Source organism: Cycloclasticus sp., assembly GCA_040743155.1.
In the GTDB taxonomy this organism is placed as follows: domain Bacteria; phylum Pseudomonadota; class Gammaproteobacteria; order Methylococcales; family Cycloclasticaceae; genus Cycloclasticus.
In genome coordinates this window covers 1,468,858-1,494,704 of the sequence record JBFLJU010000001.1, presented here as the reverse complement: position 1 = coordinate 1,494,704, position 25,847 = coordinate 1,468,858, and the positions used below count along the sequence as shown (strand labels likewise).

Genomic DNA, 25,847 nt, shown 5'->3' with positions numbered 1-25,847 from the left:
TAAAAAAAGCCATGCATTTGCATGGCTTTTTTTTTGCGTGTTATAACAGTTCAATAAACAATATATGAGTTAATTTATGGTTGAGATGACGCAATCAATATTGCCAGGGACATCAACAGTATCAGTGATAAATGAACAGGGCAAAGCTGTTGATGTGATGCTCGTTGAAGAACGGCCATTAACGATTTTTGTTGATAAGCAAGAAGTAGTGACTTTGATGACGATGGGGTCGTTTGCCGAGTTATTAGTCATCGGTTATCTTAAAAACCAACTTATATTTGAAAAACTTGACGAGATAAAAACCGTTCAGGTGGACTGGCAAACAGCAGCCGTTGCCGTTGTATCGAATCAAGCGGGCAAAGACTTAGCTGTTCTTAAAAAAAGCAGAATTATTACCACGGGGTGCGGGCAAGGCACGATGTTCGGCAATGTGATGGATGAACTAAAAGGGCAGGTGTTAGCAAAGCACTCGCTTAGGCAATCGACTCTTTATGCATTGCTTAATCATTTAAAACAACACAATACAGTGTATAAAACGGCGGGGGCTGTTCATGGTTGTGCGCTATGCAGGGGGCAAGAAATTTTATTTTTTGTGGAAGATGTTGGGCGGCATAATGCGGTGGACACCATCGCTGGCTATATGTTGTTGAACGAGATTAGAGGTGATGACTGTATTTTCTATACAACGGGGCGTTTAACGTCTGAAATGGTGATTAAAGTCGCGCAAATGACAATACCTATTCTACTGTCGCGCTCCGGTGCCACCAAGATGGGGTTTGATATAGCGAAGCAGTTTGGTGTAACGCTAATTTCGAGGGCCAAAGGTAAGCACTTTCAAATTCTAAATGGAATTGATAACGTGCTGCTAGATGTCGATTAAACGGGGGTTTTTCTTTATTAATGATTCGGCTTGTATCAGGTCCTCTTGACTGTTGATGTTAAAGAATGGGTCGAACACCTCATTGCTGAAATCTTGATGAGAAATACTGTAACGAGCTGTCCACAGATCAATTTTACGCAGACCTTCGTCATTTAAAGCGAGCCGTAAGTCGTCGACTAAACGGGTAGACCATAGGCCAATGACGGGGTGTGTACGGCCATTAGAGCTAACACCTACTAATGTGGAATGTTTTTTTTCAATGGATTGGTATAGCGTTGAGACTAAATCTTTTGGTAAGAATGGCGTATCAACGGGTACCGATGCAATCCATTGTGTTTCCGGCAGCTGCTGCTTAGTCCATTCCATTGCCGATAGTATTCCGGCTAACGGCCCAAGATAGCCTTCCAAGGTGTCTTTTATAATAGGCAAATTGTACGAAGCTAGTTGTCTGCTCTGGCTGTTACTGTTTATCAAGACAGTGTCACATTGTGGGAGGAACCTTTCCAAGACGTGTTCAAATAAAGGCTTATTTGCGAGTGGCATAAAGGACTTATTTTGATTCCCCATTCGTCGTGAGAGCCCACCGGCGAGAATGACGCCAACAATATTATTTTTTTTATCAAGCATGTTTTAAGAGCACGGCGTTATATTAACGGCAGAGTACTTGTATTCGGGTATTTTCCCAAAAGGATCAAGCTCTTGGCTAGTCAGAATGTTAGCGGCGGCCTCAACATATGCAAATGGAATAAAGATTAAGCCTGCTTGTACCTTGTCATCGATACGTACTCTTATGTTAATGAATCCGCGGCGACTTTTTATACAAACCATCGTACCCGCATTAATATTAAGCCGCGTACAATCGGCTTGACTCATTTGTACGAAGGCTTCAGGTTCTAGCGTATTGAGCACGTCACTTCGTCTTGACATAGTGCCTGTGTGCCAATGTTCTAATAACCGGCCTGTGGTGAGAATAAACGAGTATTCCTTATCTAGCGGATCATTAGGTGGCAATATATTAGCGGAAACAAATTTGCCTCGTTTATTGTCTGTTGGAAAACCGTTAGCAAAAACGATATCGTCACCGGCCTTGTCTGGAGCTGAGCAGGGGTAGGTCACTGAGTGCTCGTTTTCGAGTCGATCCCAGCTAATGTTTGATAGTGACGGCATGGCGGTTTGCATTTCTTGGTAAATGTCCTTCGGTTCGTTATAACGCCAGTCTAGCCCAAAACGTTGGGCAATTTGGTTTGTGATCCACCAATCGGCTTTTGCATCACCGGGTGGTTTAACGGCTTGGCGGCCCATTTGAACTTGGCGGTTAGTATTCGTCGCCGTTCCTATTTTTTCTGGCCAAGCGGCAGCAGGCAAGATGACATCAGCAAACATTGCCGTTTCGGTTATAAAAATATCCTGTACAACTAAATGTTTCAGCTTTGCTAAGGCTGCCCGCGCATGATTTAAGTTTGGATCGGACATGGCGGGGTTTTCGCCCATGATATACATGGATTTTATTTTATCATCATGGATAGCGTCCAAAATTTCGACAACCGTGAGTCCTGCCTTCGATTGAAGTTTCGCGTGCCATAACGATTCAAAAAAAGCCAAGGCCTCGGCGTCGTTTGTTTTCTTGTAGTCAGGAAAAAACATTGGAATCAAGGCGGCATCAGAGGCACCTTGGACATTGTTTTGTCCACGTAATGGGTGTAACCCAGTGCCGGGCCTGCCGATGTGTCCACACATAAGAGCCAATGAAATCAGGCAGCGGGCATTGTCGGTACCGTGGGTGTGCTGCGAGATGCCCATTCCCCAAAAAATAATAGCGGACTTAGCAGACGCATACTTTCTAGCGACGGTTTTTATAGTGTTAGCATCAATGCCGCAAATATTTTGCATCAGCTCGGGCGAGAAGTTTTTCAGGTGATGGCTGAGTTCTTTAAACCCCGTGGTGTGGCGCTCAATATACGTTTGATTGTAGAGTTTCTCATCGACGATGACGTGCATGATGGCATTGAGCAAAGCGACATCGGTACCAGGAATAAACTGCAACATATGAGTGGCGTGCTGCTTTAACGCTTGCGCACGGGGATCCATAACAATAAGTTCAGCACCTAGCTGGCTGGCCTGTTTAAAAAAAGTTGCCGCAACAGGGTGATTTTCTGTGGGGTTTGCGCCAATAACAATGATGACATCACTGTCTTTAACCGTTGTAAAAGGTGCGGTCACCGCGCCTGAGCCAATAGTTTCCATCAGTGCAGCAACGGATGAAGCGTGGCACAGGCGTGTGCAGTGATCTACATTGTTGGTGCCGAAGCCCACACGAACCAACTTTTGAAAAATATAAGCCTCTTCATTTGAGCACTTTGCGGAACCAAATCCTGCTAGCGCGTCACCGCCGTATTGTTGTTTGCAGGCTGCAAAACCATTAGCAGCAATATCTAGCGCCTCCTCCCAAGAAGCGGTTCTAAAATGGCTTAGAGGCTCTTCAGGGTCAATGTTAATGCCTTTTTCTAAACCGGTTTTTCTGATCAGGGGTTCGGTTAATCGTTGTTTAGATGAGATGTAGTCAAAGCCAAATCGACCTTTGACGCATAAGCGACCCTGATTCGAAGGACCGTTAGCGCCATCAACAGAGGTAATCTTGTTATTTTGTATATGGATGCTTACTTGGCAGCCGACACCGCAATAAGGACATACAGAGCGAATAGCGGGCTTGGTTTTATTCGCGCCAACGGCGTTTTCCTTCAGCGCGTGGGTCGGGCAAACTTGGACGCATTCGCCGCAGGCGACACAAGTTGAATCACCCATTGAGTCAGCGAAGTCAAAACTGATTTCTGCACTAGAACCACGATTCGACAGGCCAATGACGTCGTTAACCTGTATTTCACGGCAGGCCCTGACGCATAAGTTACACTGAATACAGGCGTCCAGCTGCACGGCTATGGCAGGGTGGGATAGGTCAGAGTTATTGTGTGACTGTGTGCTTTTCGGAAACCGAGAGGGTCTGATTTGCATCGAGCTGGCTAGCTCAGCAAAACTTGATCCAGCCACTACATCTGAATTCATGTCTGTGCACAGCAATTCCATGACCATGTTTCTAGCGCTCGTAGCGCGTTTACTTTGTGTGTTAACAACCATGCCGTTACTGGGGTGACGACAACACGAAGCGGCTAAGGCTCGTTCGCCTTCAATTTCGACCATGCATGCGCGGCAATTACCATCTGCTCTATAGTCGCTAGAATCGTTAAAACATAAATGTGGCAGGATCGTGCCAAGTCTTTTTGCTACTTGCCAAAGACTCTCGTCGGGTGAAGCTGATACTTTTTCCCCATCTAAAGAAAATGAAATTAAACGACTCATTTAAACTTCATCAGCAAAGTACTTGATGCTGGTCAGAATGGGGTTGGGTGCGGCTTGCCCTAAACCACAAATAGAGGCATCTGCCATGGTGCTACAAAGTTCTTCTAGCAAGGGTTTATTCCATTGTTTTTCGGATAGCAATAAGCTGGCCTTTTCGCAACCAACTCTGCATGGCGTGCACTGGCCGCAGCTCTCATCTTGAAAGAAGTGTAATAAATTCTGACTAGTGGTTTTGATGCTGTCTTTATCCGATAAGATAATAATGGCATGCGAGCCAACAAAGCAGCCGTACTCGCTTAAGCTGCCGAAATCTAACGGTAATTGATCCAACGAAGCGGGTAAAATTCCACCCGAAGCACCACCGGGCAAATAGGCCTTGAAATGATGCCCGTCAAGCATGCCTCCGGCTAATTTGATCAGTTCGCGAACTGTACTGCCAGCGGCTGCCTTAATAACGCCGGGCTTTTTAACTCTACCCGATAGGGAAAATGAACGAATGCCTAAAGCGCCGTTTTTGCCTTGCTTGTTAAACCACTCGGCGCCCTTGTGCAAAATGTTTGGTATCCAATATAAGGTTTCTACATTCTGCACCAGAGTTGGCCGGTCAAATAACCCTTGATGGGCGACGTAGGGTGGCCGTTGGCGTGGTAATCCGCGCTTCCCTTCAATGGATTCAATCATGGCGGATTCTTCTCCGCAGATATAAGCGCCTGCACCGCGTCTCAGTTCAATATAACCGTCCTCAATGAGCGAGTGGTCAATAAGTTTTTGAAGTTCAAGTTTCAATAGTTGATAGATGGCGGCGTATTCGTCACGCAAATAGATATACACTTTGCTCGCATCAATGATGTGAGCGGCGATTAACACGCCTTCTAAAAACTGGTGAGGTTCGGTTGAGAGGTAATGCCGGTCTTTAAAGGTACCCGGTTCACCTTCGTCGGCGTTAACGCAGAAATACCTTGGCGACGGTTGTTCTTTTACAATTCTTAGCTTGTTAGCGGTAGGGAATCCGGCACCGCCAAGGCCTTTTAAGCCACTTTGTTCAAGAGTGTCGATGATGTCGTTGCTGTTTAGCTCTTGTTGAACTAGCTTTTGAAAGAGCTGGTAACCCTTGTTTTTTATGTATTGTTCGTAGGATTGATAGCTCGGTAACACTGGGCTGACTTGTTTATTGTTTGCATCATTAAGCAGTGAGGCGGCGGATACATGACCGACGTAATTCTTGCCAATGGCAGCCGCGGGTGCCTCGTTACACAAGCCCATGCAGGGTGCCGGTATGATGCGAATATTACTAGGTGCTAGGCTGTTGAGTTCATCTTGTACCTTACTTGACCCCGTCATGCTGCAACTGAGCGAGTTACATATTCGAATGGTTAGTTCTGGCGGGGGTGTTTGGTCTTCTTTAACGACATCAAAATGGTGGTAAAAGCTGGCCACCTCATAGACAGATGCTTGAGATAGTTGGAGTTCGCTGGCTAACGCCATGAGATGTGAAGAACCTATATATCCCCATTTATCTTGTATCAGATGGAGGTATTCGATTAGCAGGTCTTTGCGTCGGGGCTTGGAGCCTAGCAGTTCTTTAAGCTCGACTTGAGCGGTGGCGTCAAGCTGGCGTCCACGCTGAAAAATGCGCCCTTTGCGTTTTTTTTTATTTCCAGGCCGTATATTGTTTGTTGCGTTGCTGGGCATATAAACGTTAAGTAATAAGAACTCGGTTGATAAGAGCCAAGATAACACAAAAAAGGCCGTGCTATTGCACGGCCTTTTTTGATGTTTTTGCTAGACGTTAATCAACCTTCGGGCCAGCGGCAACGAGTGATTTACCTTCGTCGTTGTCGGTATATTTTTCGAAATTAGCGATAAAAAGATGGGCCAGTTCCTGCGCTCGTTTATCCCACAGTGCTGGGTCTTGATAAGTGTCTCTTGGGTCTAGGATATTGCTGTCTACACCGGGTAGAGATGTTGGAACCTCGAGATTGAACAAGGGGATGTTTTTTGTATCGGCTGTTTCAATAGAACCATCGAGAATTGCATTAATAATGCCGCGAGTGTCCTTAATAGAAATACGTTTACCGGTACCATTCCAGCCAGTGTTGACCAAGTATGCCTCAGCATCAACGGCTTCCATACGTTTGACTAATTCTTGTGCGTACTTTGTTGGGTGTAATGACAAGAAAGCGGCGCCAAAGGCTGCGGAGAACGTTGGTGTTGGTTCGGTAATTCCGCGTTCTGTGCCTGCTAACTTAGCAGTGAAGCCAGACAAGAAATAATATTTCGTTTGTTCGGCTGTTAATTTAGAAACAGGCGGTGTTACACCAAAGGCGTCGGCTGTTAAAAAGATCACTTTTTTAGCGTGACCACCTTTTGAAATTGGTTTAACGATATTTTCAATATGCTCAATGGGATATGAAACACGGGTGTTTTCAGTTTTAGAATTATCAGCAAACTGAATCACGTTATCATCAGATAAAGTGACGTTTTCCAATAGAGCGTCGCGGCGAATAGCGCCATAAATTTCCGGTTCGTCTTCTTTGTTTAGGTTAATAACTTTTGCATAACAGCCACCTTCAAAGTTGAAAATGCCATCATCATCCCAGCCATGTTCATCATCACCGATTAACTGACGGTCTTTATCGGTTGATAACGTTGTTTTGCCGGTACCCGATAAGCCAAAGAAAATAGCCACGTCACCTTCTTTGCCAATGTTGGCGGAACAATGCATAGATGCCATGCCACGAAGGGGGAGGAGGTAGTTCATCATGCTGAACATGCCTTTTTTCATTTCACCGCCGTACCAAGTGCCACCAATGAGCTGCACTTTTTCAGTGAGATTGAAGGCGATAAAGTTTTCTGAGTTAAGGCCGTGTTCTTTCCAGTCGGGGTTATTTGTTTTTGCACCGTTTAAGACGACAAAGTCAGGTTCAAAATCTGCTAACTCTTCTTCAGTCGGGCGGATAAACATATTTTTAACAAAATGAGCTTGCCAAGCGACTTCAACAATAAAGCGGACTGCTAGGCGAGAGTCCTTGTTAGCACCGCAAAAGGTGTCAACAACGAATAAGCGTTGACCTGATAGTTGTTTAGTAACAATCTTCTTAAGGTTGCCCCAGTTTTCCTCGGATAAAGGTTTATTGTCATTTTTACCTTGTGTGGACCACCAGACGGTATCGCGCGATACATCATCCATGACAATGTATTTGTCTTTAGGTGAGCGTCCAGTAAAAATACCTGTGTCGACAGCAACAGCGCCTAGGTTGGTGATTGTTCCTTTTTCATAACCTGTTAGGTCATCACGGGTTTCTTCTTCAAATAAAACGTCGAATGAAGGGTTGTGGATGATTTCGCTGGCGTCCGTTATTCCGTATTGGGATAGGTCTAAGGTGTTAGACATTGCTGGTGCTCCGGTCTTATTTAGTTAATTTATTATTTTCAATCACCGCGTAAGCAGAGTGATTGTGTATAGATTCAAAGTTTTCTGCCTCTAAAGTATAGGCTAGAATTCGAGAATCCTCATTGAGTTCGCTGGCAACATCTCTGACAACGTCTTCAACAAATTTTGGGTTGTCGTAGGCCAACTCAGTCACGTATTTCTCATCGGGTCTTTTCAGTAGGCTGAACAGTTCGCTAGAGGCTTGCTTTTCTACCAGTTGGATAATGTCCTCAGCACAAATATTACCGTCGATCGCCGCGCTAACGGTGATGTGAGAGCGCTGGTTATGCGCGCCATACTCAGAAATTTTCTTTGAGCATGGGCATAAGCTAGTGACAGGGATGACCACACTGATGTTAATGGAGGTGGCTGACTCGGACCACTGCCCCTCGAGTTTTATTTGGTAGTCCAATAAGCTTTGAACACCGGTGACGGGAGCGGCTTTATTGACGAAGTATAAAAAATCAGCCGTGATATAACCTGTGTCGGCTTCGAGCTTATGCGTCATTTTTTCTAATAATGCCGCAAACCCCTTTATCGATAATTGTTGGCAATCTTCATTTAACAGTGCCACGAAGCGTGACATATGTGTGCCTTTTTGGTGATGCGGCAAATTGACCGACATTTTAAAGGTACCGACTGTTGCTTGTTGGTGGCCTTCTTTGTCAACGAAAGTAAATGGGTGGCGAATATCTTTAATGCCCACTTTGTTGATCGGTATGTTTCTAGAATCGGGGTGGTTTTGTACGTCTTCGATGGTCATAATTTTATTAGTGAACTCGATTGAGTCAGGTGATTGATTTTAGGTGTTGGGCTATGGTGCTTTGTATGCTTGTAGCGTCAAGGCCAGCTTCTTGTAATAATTCTTCTCTAGAACCGTGCTCGATGTTGAGGTCTGGTAGGCCAATATTAAAGACCTTAACATTAATCGAAGACTGGTTTATAAACTCATTGATGCCGCTGCCTGCGCCACCGGCGACAACATTTTCTTCAAGGGTGAATAAGGTTGCATGAGTGTCTGCTACTTGTCGAATCATCGCTTCATCAAGCGGTTTTACGAAACGCATATTGATGACGGTCGCGTCTAGCTCTGCGGCTACTTCAAGTGCTGGGGTGACGGTTGAACCAAACGCTAACAACGCAATGCCTTTCCCTTGGCGAACATTAATAGCTCGACCAATTTCAATGCTCTCAAAAGAGTCGCTAATGGGCACGCCTGGGCCTTTACCACGTGGATAGCGGACAGCAACGGGGCCATTATAATCAATGCCAGTTGTAAGCATGAGACGGCATTCGTTTTCATCAGCAGGCGCCATGATGACCATGTTAGGCAGGCAGCGTAAATAACTAAAGTCATAAGAGCCAGCGTGGGTAGGGCCATCGGGCCCAACGAGACCGGCGCGATCAATAGCAAAAAGTACGGGTAAATGCTGTAGAGCAACATCATGAATAAGTTGATCATAGCCACGTTGTAGAAAAGTTGAATAGATGGCGACAACAGGTTTTAAGCCCTCGCAAGCCATCCCCGCCGCCAAGGTGACTGCATGTTGTTCTGCAATGCCAACATCGAAATAGCGCTCAGGGTATTGTTGCTCAAATTCCACCATGCCAGAGCCTTCGCGCATAGCGGGTGTGATGCCAACAACTTTATCATTGACTCTCGCAATATCGCACAGCCATTGCCCGAACACTTCGGTGTAAGTCGCTGAACTAGGTGTTTTCTCAGGTAGGTTCTTTTTACTGGGGTCGAATGTGGATACACCGTGGTAGCTCACAGGGTCAGCCTCGGCAGGTGAGTAGCCTTTGCCTTTTTGCGTGACCACGTGGAGAAATTGTGGGCCTTGCAGATCTTTAAGGTTGGATAATGTTTTAACTAAGGTTGGTAAGTGGTGGCCATCAATGGGGCCGATATAGTTGAAACCTAATTCTTCAAATAAGGTGCCTGGTACGACCATGCCCTTGACGTGTTCCTCAGTTCGTCTAGCCAATTCCCAAACACTGGGCATGTTAGCCATGACTTTTTTACTGCCTTCTTTTACGGTTGTATACAACTTGCCGGATAGGATTTTGGCTAAATAGTTTTTCATTGCGCCAACATTCGGCGAAATAGACATGTCGTTGTCGTTTAGAATCACTAATAAGTTAGCGTCTAAGGCACCAGCGTGGTTTAGCGCCTCAAAAGCCATGCCGCCTGTTATGCCGCCGTCACCAATAATGGCAACGGTGCGCTTTTCTTCATTATTAATAGCGGCAGCAATGGCCATGCCCAAAGCGGCACTGATCGATGTGCTTGAGTGACCAACGCCAAAAGCATCGTATTCGCTTTCCGAGCGTGTAACAAAAGGGGCAACACCATTTTGTTGGCGAATGGTTGAAATTTTATCTTTACGGCCGGTTAAAATTTTATGCGGGTAGGCTTGGTGACCAACATCCCAAATTAATTTATCATTTGGCGTGTTAAAAACATAGTGTAAAGCGACGGTGAGTTCAACTGTTCCAAGGCCCGCAGAAAGGTGTCCGCCAGATTTGCTGACAGAAGATATTAGAAAGTCGCGTAACTCGTGTGCCAACGTGATGAGCTCATCTTCAGGCAGCTCACGTAAGTCGCTAGGAAGGTTAACTTTATCTAGAATGGGATGTTTTGCCGACGCTGTCACGTAATATTCATAATACGTTTGATTAAGGGTGCGTATTATCGTTTGCTAGCTAGGACTATGCAAGTTAATACTATTCTTGAACGATAGTAATTATGAAAGACGGGAAATAGTGAATTTTGCGATGTCTCTAAGGTAATCAGCACGTTCGCTAAAGTGCGATAAATTCTCGATCGATTCGTCGTATAAATCTGTTGTTAATTGCTTGGAGGCACTCAAGCCCAGTACGGAAGGGTAGGTCGACTTCTCAGCTTGTTTGTCCTTACCTTGAGTTTTTCCAAGAGCCTCGGTGGATGAGGTTTCATCGAGAATGTCATCTTGTACCTGAAAGGCCAATCCGATGCATTCAGCATAATGTTTTAAATGCCGAAACTCAGCATCGCTTGGCTGAAACTTTATGCTGGCAACTAAGGTGATGCAGCTACAGATTAGCGCTCCAGTTTTATGCAGGTGCATGTTTTCAATTTCAGCAATGGAAATTGATTTCCCTTCATTTGCCAGGTCAATGGCTTGACCACCTACCATCCCTCTAGAGCCGGATGCTTGCGACAAGAGTAGAATGCAATGAGCTTTTTGTTCTGCTGTACATTCGGCTTTTGCTAATACGTTAAAAGCGAGTGTTAATAACGCATCGCCTGCCAAAATGGCAGTGGCTTCATCAAACGCTTTATGGCAGCTGGGTTTGCCGCGGCGTAAATCATCGTCATCCATCGCGGGCAAGTCATCATGAATGAGGGAGTAAGCGTGAATAAGCTCAATGGAGCTCGCAATGCTATCTAGCAAAGACGGTTGTATTTCGAGTAAGTGCCCCGTGGCATATACCAGCATTGCTCTAATCCGTTTGCCGCCATTGAGTGTTGAATAGCGCATGGCATCGTGTAAGCGCGCTGGCTCAACCGTATTAGCAGGAAGGAGTTGCTCTAACGCAGCCTCAATTTGCTTAACTTTTATTTGTTGGAATTGCCCGAATGAAGTCATGAGTAGCAGGTGTCAAGGTTGTTTAATTAAAATCAACAGGTTTAGCGAGGGCGGATTTACTCAATAAAATTTCAACTTTTTGTTCGGCGTCAGTCAGAGCGCTTTGGCAAGATTGGATCAACTTAATGCCTTGTTCAAATTCCTTTAGTGATTCTTCTAAACTTAAGCCGCCATTTTCCATGCGATCAACAAGTTCTTCTAGTGATTGAAGCGAGGATTCTAAGTTGAGTTTTTTTGCTTTAGCCATGATCTGTTAAATTGATTTTATTAGAGGAAATACGTTACCGTACCGATGGAATATGCTTGTTTTTTTACATCATTATACGGATTTAAGTCATCATCGATGATGTTGACATGTTTTAATCAGTAACGTATCTTGAACTTACTCTTAGACCTAGTCTAAAGGTAGAATTGATATCATTCAACAAAGAGGAATTACTATGTCACTTAAAGGTTCTCAAACAGAACAGAATTTAAAAGACGCGTTTTCAGGTGAGTCACAAGCAAACCGTCGTTATTTATATTTCGCAAGCAAAGCAGACGTCGAAGGATATAACGATGTATCAGCTGTTTTTCGTTCAACTGCTGAAGGTGAAACGGGCCATGCGCACGGTCATCTTGAGTATTTAGAAGAAACAGGTGATCCAGCGACTGGTTTACCGATTGGTGCTACAGAAGACAACCTTAAAGCAGCTATTGCTGGCGAAACTCATGAGTACACAGACATGTACCCAGGTATGGCTAAAACAGCACGTGATGAAGGTCACGATGAGATTGCTGATTGGTTTGAAACATTAGCAAAAGCGGAACGTTCACACGCGAACCGTTTCCAAAAGGCGTTAGATTCTTTAAACGCTTAGTTTGCTGTAATTTAAGAAGGAGGGTACGCGCGTGCCCTCCTTTTTTCTTGGAGAATAGAACATGAGAGAAGGTAGTTTAGAAGCTCCAACACGTCATCCACTGGATTGGAAAAATCCAGATTTCTATAACGAAGCCAATTTATTTCACGAATTAGACCGTGTGTTTGATATCTGCCACGGATGTCGACGTTGCTTTAACTTATGTAATGCATTCCCTCTGTTATTCGATGTCATTGATGAATCGGAAACGATGGAACTCGACAGTGTCGATAAAAAAGTTTATTGGGATGTGGTGGATAATTGCTACCTATGTGACATGTGCTTTATGTCGAAATGCCCCTATGTGCCGCCTCATGAATGGGACTTGGATTTCCCCCACTTAATGCTTCGCGCGAAAGCGGTTAAGTATAAAAAAGATGAAGTGAAAAGACGTGATAAATTGATTACGTCAACCGATAAGCTAGGTAAATTAGCGTCCATTCCTATTCTGGTCAATGTGGTAAATGCTGCAAATAAGAATAGCGCGGTTAGACGTTTATTAGACAGCCAACTGGGGATTCACCCTGATGCAGTTATTCCTGACTATCACAGTGATACCGCGAGAAAACAGTTTAACAAACGCGAGCACGCAGCGATTAGTCCTGTTACTTGTGATCAGACCACGGGTAAAGTAGCTATTTTCACGACTTGTTATGGCAACTACAATCGCCCCGATTTAGTGAATGATTTAGTCGCAGTGCTTGAGCACAATAAAGTAGCCGTTACGATGGCAACTCAAGAGAGTTGCTGTGGCATGCCTAAGCTTGAACTTGGCGACTTAGAGGAAGTTGAACGGCTTAAAAATAACAATATTCCCCAGCTTATCAAATTAATTAATGATGGTTGGGATGTGATTGCGCCGGTGCCTTCTTGTGTGTTGATGTTTAAGCAGGAACTACCGTTGATGTTTCCAGATGATGCGGATGTTGCAAAAGTTCGTGATGCTATTTTTGATCCATTTGAATATTTGATGCTTCGGCATAAAGCGAGTTTATTAGAAACAAACTTTAAAGATGCATTAGGTACTGTTTCGTACCAAGTCGCTTGTCATTTGCGGGTACAAAATATTGGCTTAAAGACAAAAGAGTTGTTGGAGTTGATCCCAAATACATCGGTTAATGCGATTGAACGATGTTCGGGGCACGATGGGACTTATGCGCTAAAGAGCGAGTTCCACGAGATTTCCAAAAAAATTGCCAAGCCAGTCATCAATCGTGTAAAAAAAGCCGAAGCAGACGTCTTCTCCAGTGACTGTCCAATGGCTGCAGATCATATTGCTGAAGCTCTAGACGATACTGCAAACGTAAAGAACCCAATCAGCTTGTTACGACAAGCATACGGGATTTAAGCCCAAGGAACCGATAATGAAGAAATTAGTAAAAGATGAATTATATAGTTTGGAAGAATATTCAAACCTAAGACCTGAGTTTAGAAAAAACGTGCGGGCACATAAAAAAAATAGAATTGTGCAGATAGGTGAAAATATCAGCTTACACTTCGAAGATAACTTGACTATGCATTACCAAGTTCAAGAGATGCTACGTGCAGAAAAGATATTCGAATCGGCTGGCATTATGGAAGAAATTGAAACGTACAATCCGTTAATTCCTGATGGTAGCAACTGGAAGGTAACGATGATGATTCAGTTTGATGATATTGATGATCGTAAAGTGGCACTGGGAAAGATGATTGGTATCGAACGTGCGACTTGGGTTCAGGTTGATGGTTATGAAAAAGTTTTTCCGATTGCAAACGAAGATTTGGAACGCGAAACAGAAGAAAAAACCTCATCGGTGCATTTTTTACGCTTTGAACTAACGGACAAAATGGTGGAAGCGGCTAAAAAAGGTACCGCAATTCATGCGGGTGTTGATCATGCGGCGTACCAACAGAAAATTAAGATAGCGGATAACATCAGAGACTCGTTGACTGCAGATTTAGATTAGTCGTACCAGTCGCTAGCCGTTGTTCCTCTATTACACTTTGCATGCTGCAAGGTTTATGTAGATGATAGCCCTGCGCGTAGTCAACGCCGATTTCTTTTAATTGGTCAAAAATTTCGGCATTTTCTACAAATTCACCAACGGTCTTTTTACCCATGAGGTGGCCAATCTCATTAATGGATTTTACCATTGCAAGGTCTAGTTCATCCGTCAGCATGCCTTTAATAAATTGACCGTCAATCTTTAGAATATCAGCGGGTAGTTTTTTTAAGTATTCGTATGAGGATAAACCGGTGCCAAAGTCATCAAGGGCAATTTTACAGCCGAGCGCGCGTAGTTTATTAAGGAATTCAATGCCTACTTGTGGATTCGAGATAGCGGCCGTTTCAGTAATTTCAAAACACAGTTTATTAGTAGGCATGCCGGAACGCTCAATAACATTGACGATGACGTCATAGGTGTCTTCATGAGCGATAGTTTGCCCAGACAGGTTGATGCTAAGGCAGCCGATCTGATCTTGAATCTCAGCCATATTTTGAATGCTATTTTCTATAACCCAATGATCAATTTTGTGCATTAACTTGTAGCGTTCGGCGGCGGGTAGGAAAACGAACGGGGCCACGAGGACTCCCTTTTGGTCGAGCATTCGAACGAGTACTTCATAAATGCTTAAGTTGGAGTATTTATCGTTACCGGTTTTAACGGGGCAAATTTTTTGTAGATAGCAGACAAACTGGTCAGTTCTCAATGCTTCTTGAATTTGGCTAACAACGTTGCCTTGTTGGAGCCGTTGCATAACAGCTTGGTCGGATGTGGTATGAACGTGAATGCGGTTTCGGCCTGCTTCTTTAGCAAGGTAGCATGAGGTGTCGGCTAATTTCAAAGCGTCTTCATAAGAGTCTACAGTGCAATCCAGACTAATGATGCCGATGCTAACACCTAAGTGATACTCATTGCCTTCCCAAGAAAATACGTATTCATCAATTGACTGACATATTTTTTCTCCAATTTTCTTTGCCATATTAAGCGAACAATTTGGTAGAAGAATAGAAAACTCATCACCGCCAACGCGAGCCAGAAGATCTGCTTGACGAAGTAAACTACTCAGAAGCTTACTCACTTCAATGAGGGCAATGTCTCCTGCGCTATGACCAGAGGTGTCATTGATGATTTTAAACTGGTCTAAATCTAAATACAGTAAGGCGTGTGCGGCATTATCGGTCTCTATCTGCTTGATGACCTGTTTTAACTTTTCATCAAAGCCACGTCGGTTTGTTAATTTTGTCAGTGAATCATGCGTGGCTTCAAAACTTAACTTTTCAGTTAAATTATGTTTTTCAGTAATGTTTTTAAAATACCAAACTCGCCCGTGAATGGTGTTATCACGTATTAATGGAAACGACGTTAGGTCTAAAATAGAATCATCTTTTAAATATATTTTAGTGCTTGTCTTTTCATTTTTTGTTGGCGAGAGATTGAAAACTATATTGTTAGCTTCTTCAGTGTTGGATATAAGGTGAGCACCCATTGTGAAGACCTCCGGTGCTGTTTTTCCTTTAATCTGACTTGCTTCAATTTGGATGTCGAAGGTTTCAAGGAAAACTTGATTAACGCTAATGATTCGCCTGTTTGTGTCTTCAACCAATAGGCCATCGTCTGAGGCGTCCATGATGGCACGGTGAATATCGAGAGCGTTTTCTAAGGCTTGGGTGGAACGTACCGTTTTAGTGATATTTTTAAAATACCAAACCCGGCCTTTAATCTGGTCAAGATGAATCAGCGGAAATGAATCCATGTGTAAAATTGTGCCGTCCAATAAGTGGAGGGTAGCTAGGTTTCTCTCTTTAGACGTTGGGTGAAGTTTTGTGACGATAGGTTTGATTTCTTCTGGGTTATGCAAGACGGGTAAACCAGCGGTTAATAAATCCAGTGTTTTAATGTCGCCATTATTTTGGACCGGGGTTATTTTGAAGTAATCATAAAAATTTTGATTGATTGCAATGATGTTTCTGTGGCTGTCCTCAACAAGTACGCCATCATCAGTCGCTTCAAGAATAGCGTGTTGTATATCTAGGGTGTCATGTAAGTCGTTACGACTTTTTGTTTCACGGGTAATATCTTTCGCGGTAATAAGGTAATGGGGCTCACCGTTGTAAGTTATAAGTGTGCCGGTGTTTTCGGTGTGAATGAGCTGCCCGTCTCCGGTGATTTTTTGACCTTTAGCGAAACCATGACCAGTTGCTTTAATTTCGTCGAAAAATTCTTTGAATAGGTGTTGCTTTTCTTTGCTTAAAAACTGTTCTCCATATTGATGAATCATTTCAGATAATGGGCGTTGGTTCATATCACAATACGCGTTATTGGCATAAACAACTTGACGCTCAAGATTATATATAACTTGTGCTAAAGGGCCGTTATCAAGAATCTCGGTAGACAATTCTGCAGCGTTAACTAAGTTGGGAATGTCAAGTAGGCCTTTGAGCGTGTGACTTATTCTTTTTGCAACGGCGGTTAATAGGTTTTTTTCTTCGTCAGAATGCTCTTGGCTTTCTGCGCAATGATGAATTCCTATGGCCCAAGTCTCAGCCCCCTTGATGGGTATTTGACAGGCCATTTGAGATTTTATTTTGTATAGTTCATAGCCACTTGCTGCAACTTGACACAGGGGTGATGACAAATCAAAGCTAACAGACTCCGTGGAAGTCAGTGTGACTCGAGCAATATCTTCAAATACTACACCGGCAGGTATATATGCTTTTATCTGACTGGCACCTGGATAATCAGGCGTTGTTTCTTCAATGGGAACGAGGAACTTGTCGGCGTTTTGGCGACAAGGGTAAAGTAACCAGCATCTATCTGCACGCAGTGCTTTAAGCGTTTGGCGTAAGACAAGTTTTAACTTATGGTAATCAGATAAAGGTAAATGAAGTATCTGATCAATTTTTTCTAGTAGTTCTTTTTCCATATTGGATACTAAGTAGCAAATTTTTTTTTAGGGCGAAGGAAACTAAGCGTCCTTGGAATAATAGCTGATTCTCAGATAAACGTTTAATTTAAAATGCAGCTTAAAAAAGATTGTGGCAATGAGGCGAAATGATATGATCTGCCGACGTTGAAAACCATTAATTATAGACGGTAAAAACCATTTTATGAGCAGTCAATACAGTGCCTCTGACATTGAGGTGTTAAGCGGGCTTGACCCGGTTAAAAAACGCCCCGGTATGTATACCGATACGGTTCGCCCAAACCACCTTGTGCAAGAAGTTCTGGATAACAGTGTGGATGAAGCGATAGCCGGTTTTGCATCAAAAATTGATGTGGTACTGTCTAAAGATGGTGCCATAGAAATAGTGGATGATGGCCGTGGGATGCCGGTGGATATTCACCCAGAACATGCTGTGCCGGGTATTGAGTTGATTCTTACCAGGCTGCATGCAGGCGGTAAGTTTTCCAATAAAAACTATCAATTTTCAGGCGGTTTACACGGTGTCGGTATTTCAGTTGTTAATGCTCTGTCTAGCCGTGTTGATGTTGAGGTTAAGCGAGACGGAATACGTTGGCATATGGCTTTTGAAAACGGCGATAAAGTCTCCGATTTAGTTGAGCTTGGAACGGTAGGGAAGAAAAATACAGGAACTTCCGTGCGTTTTAAGCCTGAGCCTAGTTATTTTGATACGCCTAAAGTCTCACTTTCAAAACTCAAGCATGTATTGCGCGCTAAAGCGGTACTTTGTCCGGGGCTGCGGATCACCTTGCATGACGAAGGCAGTGCTGAGAAGCTAGAATGGTATTACGAAAATGGTCTGACAGACTACTTGCTCGGTCAGCTAAAGCACCTCACTTTATTACCACCGGAAGGATTTTTATTTTCTGCTAACAGCGAGCGTGAGTCGGTTGAATGGGCGTTAGCGTGGTCAACTGATGCAGGAGAGGGAATAACCGAAAGTTATGTGAACTTGGTGCCAACTGCGCAAGGTGGTACACATGTTAACGGTTTGCGTACGGGTTTAACCGAAGCGGTGCGAGAGTTTTGTGAGTTCCAATCTTTATTACCGCGAGGCGTTAAAATTACGCCGGATGATGTCTGGGAGCGATGCCATTACGTATTGTCTATTAAGCTAGAAGATCCACAGTTTTCAGGGCAAACAAAAGAACGTTTAACTTCGCGTGAGTGCGCGGCATTTGTATCGGGTGTGGCGAAAGACAGTTTTAGTTTATGGTTAAATCAGCACCCAGCGATTGGTGAAGAAATTGCGCAAATTGCCATTCAACGCGCGCAAAATAGACAGCGAGCGGGTAAGAAAGTTATTCGTAAAAAGGTTACCTCGGGGCCTGCTTTGCCCGGGAAATTAGCCGATTGCTCATCACAAGATTCCGATCGTTCTGAGATATTTTTAGTGGAAGGCGATTCTGCGGGTGGCTCCGCTAAGCAAGCGCGGGATCGTGAATTTCAAGCGATTATGCCGTTACGCGGGAAAATATTGAATACTTGGGAAGTTGATCCTGTGGACGTATTGGCGTCGCAGGAAGTACATGATATTTCGGTGGCGATAGGCGTAGAGCCCGGCTCGCCAAATTTGAAAGCCCTGCGCTACAACAAAATTTGTATACTCGCGGATGCGGACTCGGACGGGCTACACATTGCGACCTTATTGTGCGCATTATTTGTTCGTCATTTTGGGCACTTGGTAGAAGCGGGGCATATTTATGTCGCGATGCCGCCGTTGTACCGTATTGATGTTGGCAAACAGGTGTTTTATGCCTTGGATGATGCTGAAAAAGAAGGTGTATTAGACCGTATAGCCGCTGAAAAGTTAAAAGGTAAAATTAATGTACAGCGTTTTAAAGGATTGGGTGAAATGAACCCGTCACAATTACGCGTCACAACGCTAGATCCCGATACACGTCGCCTAGTTAGGCTAGGTATGGAAAACGGCGATGAGACACATGCCAAGATGGATATGCTGTTGGCGAAAAAGCGCGCACCTGATCGCAAAGCGTGGTTAGAAGAAAGTGGTAATTTGGCGGATATATAGAGAAGACGTATGAGCAAAACACAGTTTGAAAATATTGAAACGCTTCCGTTAAAAGAATTTACGGAAAAAGCCTATTTAGACTATTCCATGTACGTGATTCTTGATCGCGCATTACCGCATATTGCGGATGGTTTAAAACCTGTTCAGCGTCGGATTGTGTATGCGATGTCTGAATTGGGCTTATCGAATCAGGCGAAGTTTAAAAAATCAGCGAGAACCGTGGGTGATGTATTGGGTAAGTTTCACCCGCATGGTGATAGTGCTTGTTATGAAGCGATGGTGCATATGGCGCAACCGTTTGCTTATCGCTATCCCTTGGTTGATGGTCAGGGTAACTGGGGCTCAGCGGATGACCCTAAGTCATTTGCGGCAATGCGTTATACCGAATCACGCCTTGCACCCTATGCTGAAAGCTTATTGAGCGAATTAGGACAGGGCACGGTTGAATGGACAGATAATTTCGATGGCACGCTACAAGAACCTGTTTTATTGCCAGCCCGTTTACCTAATTTATTATTAAACGGCGTAACCGGCATTGCGGTCGGTATGTCGACTGATATTCCACCACATAACTTGAATGAAGTAGCAACGGCTTGTATTCGTTTGTTGGACGAGCCAAAGGCAGACACGGCGACTTTATTGGAGCATATTAAAGGCCCCGATTTTCCGACTGAAGCCGAAATAATTACCTCGAGTGAAGATATTCGTGCGATGTATGAAACGGGCCGAGGTAGTTTGCGTGCAAGAGCGTGTTATGAAATGGAACAGGGGCAGATTATTGTTACCGCTTTGCCATATCAAGTGTCGGGTGCGAAAGTGCTTGAACAAATTGCCGCACAAATGCAGGCAAAAAAATTACCCATCGTTGAAGACCTAAGGGATGAGTCGGATCACGAAAATCCAACGCGTTTAGTTATTTCTCCACGTTCTAATCGAGTGGATATTGAACAACTGATGTCACATCTTTTTGCGACCACCGATTTAGAACGTAGCTACCGAGTCAACTTTAATGTGATTGGCTTGTCGGGCAAACCACAGGTTAAAAATTTAAAGGTGATGTTAACCGAATGGCTTAGTTACCGAATTGAAACGGTTAGAAAACGGCTGGATTATCGTTTAGATAAAGTAAATGACCGTTTGCATATACTAGACGGTCTATTAATCGCTTATTTGAACATTGATGAAGTGATTAAAATTATCAGGGAAGAAGATAAGCCAAAAGCAGCGTTAATGGCGCGTTTTGGTATTAGCGATGTGCAAGCGCACGCGATTTTAGAAATAAAATTAAGACAATTAGCTAAATTAGAAGAGTTTAAAATTCGCGCTGAACAAGACGAGTTGGCAAAGGAACGTGATGGGTTGGAGAAAATATTGGGCTCCAAGCAACGTCTACGCACCTTGGTTAAAAAGGAAATTCAAGCAGACGCGGAACTTTATGGTGATGCAAGACGCTCACCGATAGTGATTAGAGAGGCGGCGCAAGCACTCGATGAGCGAGCGCTTATTCCAAATGAAGCGATGACGATTGTTATTTCACAAAAAGGCTGGGTGCGCGCTGCCAAAGGACACGATATTGAGCCAAAAAGTCTGACCTTTAGGTCAGGTGATGAGTACTTATCGTCGGCCAGAGGGCGCAGTAATAGTTTGGTCTATTTCCTAGATTCGACAGGGCGAGTATATAACCAAGCTGTGCATAACTTGCCTTCAGCGCGTGGCCAAGGTGAACCCTTAACCGGCAATTTAAAACCAGCAGCCGGCGCGATGTTTACCGATGTAATAGCGGGGAAAGACGAAAGTGTTATGTTGGCATCTGATGCTGGTTATGGCTTTGTTACTCAATTGAGTGAACTTTATACAAAGAATAAAGCAGGCAAGGCATTACTGTCCTTACCGCAAGGTTCACAAGTGTTATCACCAACATTATTTGAGGGTCAAGAAGGCCTTGTTGCCATTGTTAGTAAACAAGGGCGGCTATTAATCTTTCCAGTGAATGAGGTGCCTGAACTATCCAGAGGTAAGGGTAATAAGCTCATTCAAATACCAAGCAAAGATCTAAAATCGAGTGATGATGCTGTGCTGGGCTTTTGTGTAGTGAATGAACAGCAAGCTATTCGTATTCATGCGGGGAAACGGCACATAAACCTCAAACTTTCTGACTTAGATGTATACCGGGGTAAGCGAGCTCAGCGTGGTGCGAAACTTCCTAGGGGTTATCAAAATCCGGATGGTATTGAATTAGTCATTAAAGAATAACGCTTGCTACAAAAGGCATAAAAAAGCCAAGCTTCTAAGAAGCTTGGCTTTTTAGTTTTTAACGTACAGGCTTATTTGCTAACGATAGGAATGCCGGCAATTTTGGATTGCCACAGTGCAGGGCCAGTTTTGTGTACAGACTCGCCGTGTGAGTCTACGGCAACGGTTACTGGCATGTCTTCTACATAAAACTCCCTGATCGCTTCCATACCCAGGTCTTCAAAAGCAATCACTTTAGAATCTTTAATGGCTTTTGAGACAAGATAAGCGGCGCCACCAACGGCCATCAAATAAGTGGCCTTATGCTTTTTAATGGCTTCAATACCCGCTGGGCCGCGTTCTGCTTTGCCTATCATGCCGAGTAAGCCAGTTTTGTCCAACATCATCTCGGTGAATTTATCCATACGTGTGGCGGTTGTAGGGCCAGCAGGGCCAACAACCTCATCGCCAACTGGGTCAACAGGGCCAACGTAGTAGATGAAGCGGCCTTTGAAATTAACGTTTTCAGGCAAGGTTTCACCGTTAGCAAACATATCGGCAATACGCTTATGTGCGGCATCACGTCCGGTTAGCATATGACCACTGAGTAATAAACGATCCCCAGGTTGCCATGATTGAGCTTCTTCTTCAGTCACGGTGTCGAGGTTAACGTGTTTAGTTTGTGCATCGGGTGCCCAAGCAATATCAGGCCAATCTTCGAGTTTTGGTGGTTCTATAAATGAAGGGCCTGATCCGTCAAGTACAAAATGTGCGTGGCGGGTGGCGGCACAGTTTGGAATCATTGCCACTGGTAGTGATGCGGCGTGTGTTGGCATATGGTTAATTTTTACATCCAAGACAGTGGTCAAACCGCCAAGGCCTTGTGCGCCGATGCCTAGAGCATTAACTTTCTCAAACAGTTCTAAGCGAATTTCTTCTGCGCGATTTTCTGGGCCACGATCTTTGAGTTCCTGAATATCAATGTGTTGCATCAGTGATTCTTTAGCGAGTTTCATCGCCATTTCAGCGGTACCGCCTACACCAATACCTAAAATACCGGGTGGACACCAACCAGCGCCCATTGTGGGGACCGTTTTAAGTACCCAATCCACTAAGCTATCACTAGGGTTTAGCATAACGAACTTAGATTTATTTTCTGAACCACCACCTTTGGCTGCCACGTGAATGCTGACGGTGTTACCCGGTACGATTTTAGTGTGTACAACGGCGGGTGTGTTATCACCGGTGTTTTTTCGTGCGCCGAGAGGATCAGAGACAATAGAGGCCCGTAGAACATTGTCTGGGTGCTTGTAGGCTTGTCTGACCCCTTCGTTACACATCTCTTCTACGCTCATGGTGGCATCCCATTGAACATCCATGCCAACTTCTAAGAATAAGTTGGCAATGCCGGTGTCTTGGCAAATAGGGCGATGATCCATCGCACACATGCGTGAGTTTAAGAGAATTTGCGCCATGGCGTCTTTTGCTGCTGGGGATTCTTCAAGCTCATAGGCCTTGCCAAGCGCTTGAATGTAATCTTTTGGGTGATAGTAAGAAATAAATTGGAAAGCGGCGGCAACGCTTTCGATCAGGTCGTCTTGTTTGATGATGGTCATGAGAAAATCCTATTGTTCAATGGTTGTAATTATCAAAAAAAGAGCCGGTTAAAACCAGCTCTTTTTACACTTTAATACATACGAAGATTTATCTGTTGGGTATGTGTATGGCTCTTTTATCGACGGCGAGAGCCGCTTCATGTAAGGCTTCAGATAAGGTTGGGTGTGCATGGATAGTCAATGCCAAATCTTCAGAGCTGGCAGAGTACTCCATCGCCAGTACGGCTTCAGCCAATAGTTCAGACGCTTGAGGACCAATAATATGCACACCAAGAATCAAATCGGTTTCTTCGCTAGCGATTATCTTAACCATGCCGGCAGTATCGCCCAATGCCTGCGCACGACCGCTAGCGGCAAATGGGAATGTACCAATTTTTATTTTTTCACCCGCTGATTTTAAGTGTTGCTCTGTTTGACCAACCCATGCAATTTCTGGGCTGGTATAGATAACGCTTGGGATAACGTCATAGTTTATTTCTGGTTCTTCACCATAAATAACTTCAGCAACAGCAACACCTTCTTCTGACGCTTTATGTGCGAGCATTGGACCACGAATTAGATCACCAATGGCATACACGCATGGCTGGCTTGTTTGCCAAATTTCATCGACTTCTACAAAACCGCGTTCATCGAGGTCAACCGGTGACTCAGGTGCAAATAAGTTATCCGTGTTTGGACGACGTCCAACAGAGACGATCAATTTGTCGAGTTCGATAGTATGCTCGCCAGATGCGTCTTCATAGCTGACGGTTACTTTTTTGCCTTTTGAAACGGCTTTAGTTACACGGGCACTCATTTTAATATCGAGACCCTGTTTTTTAAATTGGCGTTTCGCTTCTGCGGCAATTTTTGTATCAGCTGCGGGGAGGAAAATTTCTTGTGCTTCAAGGAGTACAACCTCAGAGCCCAAACGCTTCCACACGCTACCTAATTCCAAACCAATAACGCCGGCACCAATAACACCGAGTTTTTTAGGTGTTTTATCAAAATCTAAGGCGCCGGTTGAATCAACGATGTTTTTGTTGTCGACCGGTGCAGAAGGGATGTCAATTGGGCGTGAGCCTGTTGCTAAGATAATGCTTTCGGCAGAAATGACTGAAACTTCGTTATTATTGTTGGTGATTTCGACTTGTTTGCCAGCCAATAATTTACCGCGACCATGGAAGCTAGCGATTTTATTGGCTTTAAACAAACCAGCGATACCACCCGTAAGGCGACTCACAATGTCGTCTTTGTTTTTAACCATCGCCGGCACGTCAATTTTTACACCACTGACTTTAATGCCATGATTTTCTAAGCCATGATTTAATTGCTCGTAATGATGTGATGACTCAAGAAGAGCCTTAGAAGGTATGCAACCTACGTTAAGGCAGGTGCCACCAAGGGATGCTTTGTCATCTTTGCCGGTAAACTCGTCGACACAGGCTGTTTTTAGGCCAAGTTGCGCGCAGCGTATAGCGGCAACGTAACCACCAGGTCCACCACCAATGACAACAACATCAAATTTATTCTCTGAACTCATAAGGTGCTCCAAATACAATCTTTAAACGTTTAACAATAACCGTGAAGGGTCTTCCAAGAAATCTTTAATAGTAACCAAGAAAGACACGGCTTCTTTACCATCAATAATGCGGTGGTCATACGATAATGCAAGGTACATCATAGGGCGAATAACCATTTCGCCATTCTCTACCATAACGCGTTGATTAATGGCATGCATACCTAAAATGGCACTTTGCGGCGGGTTTAAAATAGGTGTGGACATCATAGAACCAAAAATACCACCGTTAGTGATAGTGAAGGTTCCACCTGTTAAGTCGTCCAGGCCCAATTTTCCGTCACGCGCTTTTGCACCAAATTCAGCAATACCGCTTTCAATGGCTGCAAAGTTTTTAAGATCAGCATCCCTTAAGACAGGAACGACTAAGCCACGAGGGGAAGATACTGCAATACCAATGTCGTAGTAACCATGGTAAATAATGTCTTGTTCATCAACCGATGCGTTAACAGCAGGGAAAAGTTTAAGTGATTCAACGACTGCTTTAACAAAAAAGGACATAAAGCCGAGTTTAGTCTCATGAACCTTGGTGAATTTTTCCTTGTATTTAGAGCGGATATCCATGATGGGTTGCATGTTAACTTCGTTGAAAGTCGTTAACATAGCCGTGTTTTGCTGTGCCTGAATCAAACGTTCAGCCACTTTTGCACGGAGGCGTGTCATAGGGACGCGTTGTTCAGCACGGTCACTGGTCGGTAATATAGGCGATTGTGTTGCTGCTGCAGCTTTAGTTGGTGCAGAGTTTGTCATACTTGTAACAGCTGACGACATATTGTTACTAGGTTCAAGTTTAATGTAATTTAGAACGTCAGTTTTTGTAATTCTGCCGCCTTTACCTGTTGCCGCAATTTTTGTAGGGTCTAGTCCATGTTCAGCCACTAACTTTCTAACAGCAGGGCTTAGTGTGGCGGTTGAGCCAGAATTTTTCTCAGCAGGTAGCGTTGTCGCTTCCGCTTCGGTCGCTACTGGGGCAGCCTTAGGGCTTGATATAGCTGCGCCATCACTGGCTTCAATGCGGGCCAATAATTGACCGCTTAAAACGGTAGAACCTTCAGGTTCAATAATTTCTGCCAAAATACCATCGGTCAATGCAGGTACTTCAAGAACAACTTTGTCAGTTTCAAGATCAACTAGGTTCTCATCTTTTAAGATAGTGTCACCTGCTTGTTTATGCCAAGTAACTAAAGTGGCGTCTGCAACAGATTCTGGAAGGCTAGGTACTACGACTTCAATGCTCATGGTTTATTCCTTTTAATAAAGTCTA

At 44.1% G+C, this 25,847-nt stretch carries 18 protein-coding genes; 6 read left to right on the top strand and 12 right to left on the bottom strand.

Annotated features, from left to right (window positions below; genetic code table 11):
* Positions 1–76 precede the first annotated feature (76 nt).
* Positions 77–880, top strand: coding sequence for a formate dehydrogenase accessory sulfurtransferase FdhD (locus tag AB1Y31_07110; protein MEW4982935.1), 804 nt, complete (start codon positions 77–79; stop codon positions 878–880).
* On the opposite strand, the gene mobA is transcribed toward AB1Y31_07110, so the two are convergent.
* The 8 genes from mobA to AB1Y31_07070 all read right to left on the bottom strand — a co-directional run bounded on the left by mobA (position 866) and on the right by AB1Y31_07070 (position 11,546).
* A complete protein-coding gene (mobA, locus tag AB1Y31_07105) occupies positions 866–1,507 on the bottom strand; it encodes a molybdenum cofactor guanylyltransferase MobA (GenBank protein MEW4982934.1) in 642 nt (213 codons plus the stop codon). The genes AB1Y31_07110 and mobA overlap by 15 nt on opposite strands.
* A gap of 3 nt (positions 1,508–1,510) precedes the next feature.
* Positions 1,511–4,234 (bottom strand): formate dehydrogenase subunit alpha, encoded by a 2,724-nt coding sequence (gene fdhF, locus AB1Y31_07100; protein ID MEW4982933.1) that lies wholly within the window; start codon positions 4,232–4,234, stop codon positions 1,511–1,513.
* The gene (locus tag AB1Y31_07095) at positions 4,235–5,974 is read right to left on the bottom strand and encodes an NAD(P)H-dependent oxidoreductase subunit E (protein MEW4982932.1); all 1,740 of its coding nucleotides are present in this window, start codon (positions 5,972–5,974) and stop codon (positions 4,235–4,237) included. It abuts the gene before it with no gap.
* Between the two features lie 49 nt (positions 5,975–6,023).
* On the bottom strand, positions 6,024–7,628 hold the full coding sequence (gene pckA, locus AB1Y31_07090) for a phosphoenolpyruvate carboxykinase (ATP) (GenBank protein MEW4982931.1): 1,605 nt from the start codon (positions 7,626–7,628) through the stop codon (positions 6,024–6,026).
* Positions 7,629–7,644: 16 nt separating this feature from the next.
* Complete coding sequence (gene folE2, locus AB1Y31_07085) at positions 7,645–8,430, bottom strand: GTP cyclohydrolase FolE2 (protein MEW4982930.1); 786 nt, start codon at positions 8,428–8,430, stop codon at positions 7,645–7,647.
* Between the two features lie 25 nt (positions 8,431–8,455).
* Positions 8,456–10,324 (bottom strand): 1-deoxy-D-xylulose-5-phosphate synthase, encoded by a 1,869-nt coding sequence (gene dxs, locus AB1Y31_07080; GenBank protein ID MEW4982929.1) that lies wholly within the window; start codon positions 10,322–10,324, stop codon positions 8,456–8,458.
* Between the two features lie 90 nt (positions 10,325–10,414).
* Positions 10,415–11,299, bottom strand: a complete 885-nt coding sequence (locus AB1Y31_07075) for a farnesyl diphosphate synthase (GenBank protein MEW4982928.1) — start codon at positions 11,297–11,299, stop codon at positions 10,415–10,417.
* A gap of 22 nt (positions 11,300–11,321) precedes the next feature.
* Positions 11,322–11,546, bottom strand: a complete 225-nt coding sequence (locus AB1Y31_07070; GenBank protein MEW4982927.1) for an exodeoxyribonuclease VII small subunit — start codon at positions 11,544–11,546, stop codon at positions 11,322–11,324.
* A 193-nt stretch (positions 11,547–11,739) separates the two neighbouring features.
* Here AB1Y31_07070 and AB1Y31_07065 point away from each other — a divergent pair, with 193 nt between their 5' ends.
* The 3 genes from AB1Y31_07065 to AB1Y31_07055 all read left to right on the top strand — a co-directional run bounded on the left by AB1Y31_07065 (position 11,740) and on the right by AB1Y31_07055 (position 14,144).
* Positions 11,740–12,159 (top strand): rubrerythrin family protein, encoded by a 420-nt coding sequence (locus AB1Y31_07065; GenBank protein ID MEW4982926.1) that lies wholly within the window; start codon positions 11,740–11,742, stop codon positions 12,157–12,159.
* A gap of 61 nt (positions 12,160–12,220) precedes the next feature.
* Complete coding sequence (locus AB1Y31_07060) at positions 12,221–13,546, top strand: heterodisulfide reductase-related iron-sulfur binding cluster (GenBank protein ID MEW4982925.1); 1,326 nt, start codon at positions 12,221–12,223, stop codon at positions 13,544–13,546.
* 16 nt (positions 13,547–13,562) lie between these two features.
* Positions 13,563–14,144 carry a DUF3501 family protein gene (locus AB1Y31_07055; GenBank protein ID MEW4982924.1) on the top strand — a complete coding sequence of 194 codons (582 nt, stop codon included), beginning with the start codon at positions 13,563–13,565 and terminating at the stop codon, positions 14,142–14,144.
* Here AB1Y31_07055 and AB1Y31_07050 read toward each other — a convergent pair.
* Positions 14,113–17,106 carry an EAL domain-containing protein gene (locus AB1Y31_07050; protein MEW4982923.1) on the bottom strand — a complete coding sequence of 998 codons (2,994 nt, stop codon included), beginning with the start codon at positions 17,104–17,106 and terminating at the stop codon, positions 14,113–14,115. The genes AB1Y31_07055 and AB1Y31_07050 overlap by 32 nt on opposite strands.
* Before the next feature lie 184 nt (positions 17,107–17,290).
* Between AB1Y31_07050 and parE the strand changes: the two genes are divergently transcribed.
* Both parE and parC read left to right on the top strand, forming a co-directional pair.
* A complete protein-coding gene (gene parE, locus AB1Y31_07045) occupies positions 17,291–19,177 on the top strand; it encodes a DNA topoisomerase IV subunit B (protein MEW4982922.1) in 1,887 nt (628 codons plus the stop codon).
* Positions 19,178–19,186: 9 nt separating this feature from the next.
* Positions 19,187–21,430, top strand: a complete 2,244-nt coding sequence (parC, locus tag AB1Y31_07040) for a DNA topoisomerase IV subunit A (protein MEW4982921.1) — start codon at positions 19,187–19,189, stop codon at positions 21,428–21,430.
* Between the two features lie 71 nt (positions 21,431–21,501).
* On the opposite strand, the gene AB1Y31_07035 is transcribed toward parC, so the two are convergent.
* The 3 genes from AB1Y31_07035 to odhB all read right to left on the bottom strand — a co-directional run bounded on the left by AB1Y31_07035 (position 21,502) and on the right by odhB (position 25,822).
* Complete coding sequence (locus AB1Y31_07035) at positions 21,502–23,025, bottom strand: fumarate hydratase (GenBank protein ID MEW4982920.1); 1,524 nt, start codon at positions 23,023–23,025, stop codon at positions 21,502–21,504.
* Positions 23,026–23,113: 88 nt separating this feature from the next.
* Positions 23,114–24,547 carry a dihydrolipoyl dehydrogenase gene (lpdA, locus tag AB1Y31_07030; GenBank protein ID MEW4982919.1) on the bottom strand — a complete coding sequence of 478 codons (1,434 nt, stop codon included), beginning with the start codon at positions 24,545–24,547 and terminating at the stop codon, positions 23,114–23,116.
* A 21-nt stretch (positions 24,548–24,568) separates the two neighbouring features.
* Positions 24,569–25,822, bottom strand: coding sequence for a 2-oxoglutarate dehydrogenase complex dihydrolipoyllysine-residue succinyltransferase (odhB, locus tag AB1Y31_07025; protein MEW4982918.1), 1,254 nt, complete (start codon positions 25,820–25,822; stop codon positions 24,569–24,571).
* Positions 25,823–25,847: the final 25 nt, after the last annotated feature.

Coding starts and splice junctions, on each gene's coding strand:
- lpdA (MEW4982919.1), bottom strand. CDS start 24,547: ATGAGTTCAGAGAATAAATTTGATGTTGTTGTCATTGGTGGTGGACCT.
- parC (MEW4982921.1), top strand. CDS start 19,187: ATGAGCAAAACACAGTTTGAAAATATTGAAACGCTTCCGTTAAAAGAA.
- AB1Y31_07070 (MEW4982927.1), bottom strand. CDS start 11,546: ATGGCTAAAGCAAAAAAACTCAACTTAGAATCCTCGCTTCAATCACTA.
- odhB (MEW4982918.1), bottom strand. CDS start 25,822: ATGAGCATTGAAGTCGTAGTACCTAGCCTTCCAGAATCTGTTGCAGAC.
- AB1Y31_07110 (MEW4982935.1), top strand. CDS start 77: ATGGTTGAGATGACGCAATCAATATTGCCAGGGACATCAACAGTATCA.
- AB1Y31_07035 (MEW4982920.1), bottom strand. CDS start 23,025: ATGACCATCATCAAACAAGACGACCTGATCGAAAGCGTTGCCGCCGCT.
- AB1Y31_07060 (MEW4982925.1), top strand. CDS start 12,221: ATGAGAGAAGGTAGTTTAGAAGCTCCAACACGTCATCCACTGGATTGG.
- fdhF (MEW4982933.1), bottom strand. CDS start 4,234: ATGAGTCGTTTAATTTCATTTTCTTTAGATGGGGAAAAAGTATCAGCT.
- AB1Y31_07055 (MEW4982924.1), top strand. CDS start 13,563: ATGAAGAAATTAGTAAAAGATGAATTATATAGTTTGGAAGAATATTCA.
- mobA (MEW4982934.1), bottom strand. CDS start 1,507: ATGCTTGATAAAAAAAATAATATTGTTGGCGTCATTCTCGCCGGTGGG.
- AB1Y31_07075 (MEW4982928.1), bottom strand. CDS start 11,299: ATGACTTCATTCGGGCAATTCCAACAAATAAAAGTTAAGCAAATTGAG.
- pckA (MEW4982931.1), bottom strand. CDS start 7,628: ATGTCTAACACCTTAGACCTATCCCAATACGGAATAACGGACGCCAGC.
- parE (MEW4982922.1), top strand. CDS start 17,291: ATGAGCAGTCAATACAGTGCCTCTGACATTGAGGTGTTAAGCGGGCTT.
- folE2 (MEW4982930.1), bottom strand. CDS start 8,430: ATGACCATCGAAGACGTACAAAACCACCCCGATTCTAGAAACATACCG.
- AB1Y31_07050 (MEW4982923.1), bottom strand. CDS start 17,106: ATGGAAAAAGAACTACTAGAAAAAATTGATCAGATACTTCATTTACCT.
- AB1Y31_07065 (MEW4982926.1), top strand. CDS start 11,740: ATGTCACTTAAAGGTTCTCAAACAGAACAGAATTTAAAAGACGCGTTT.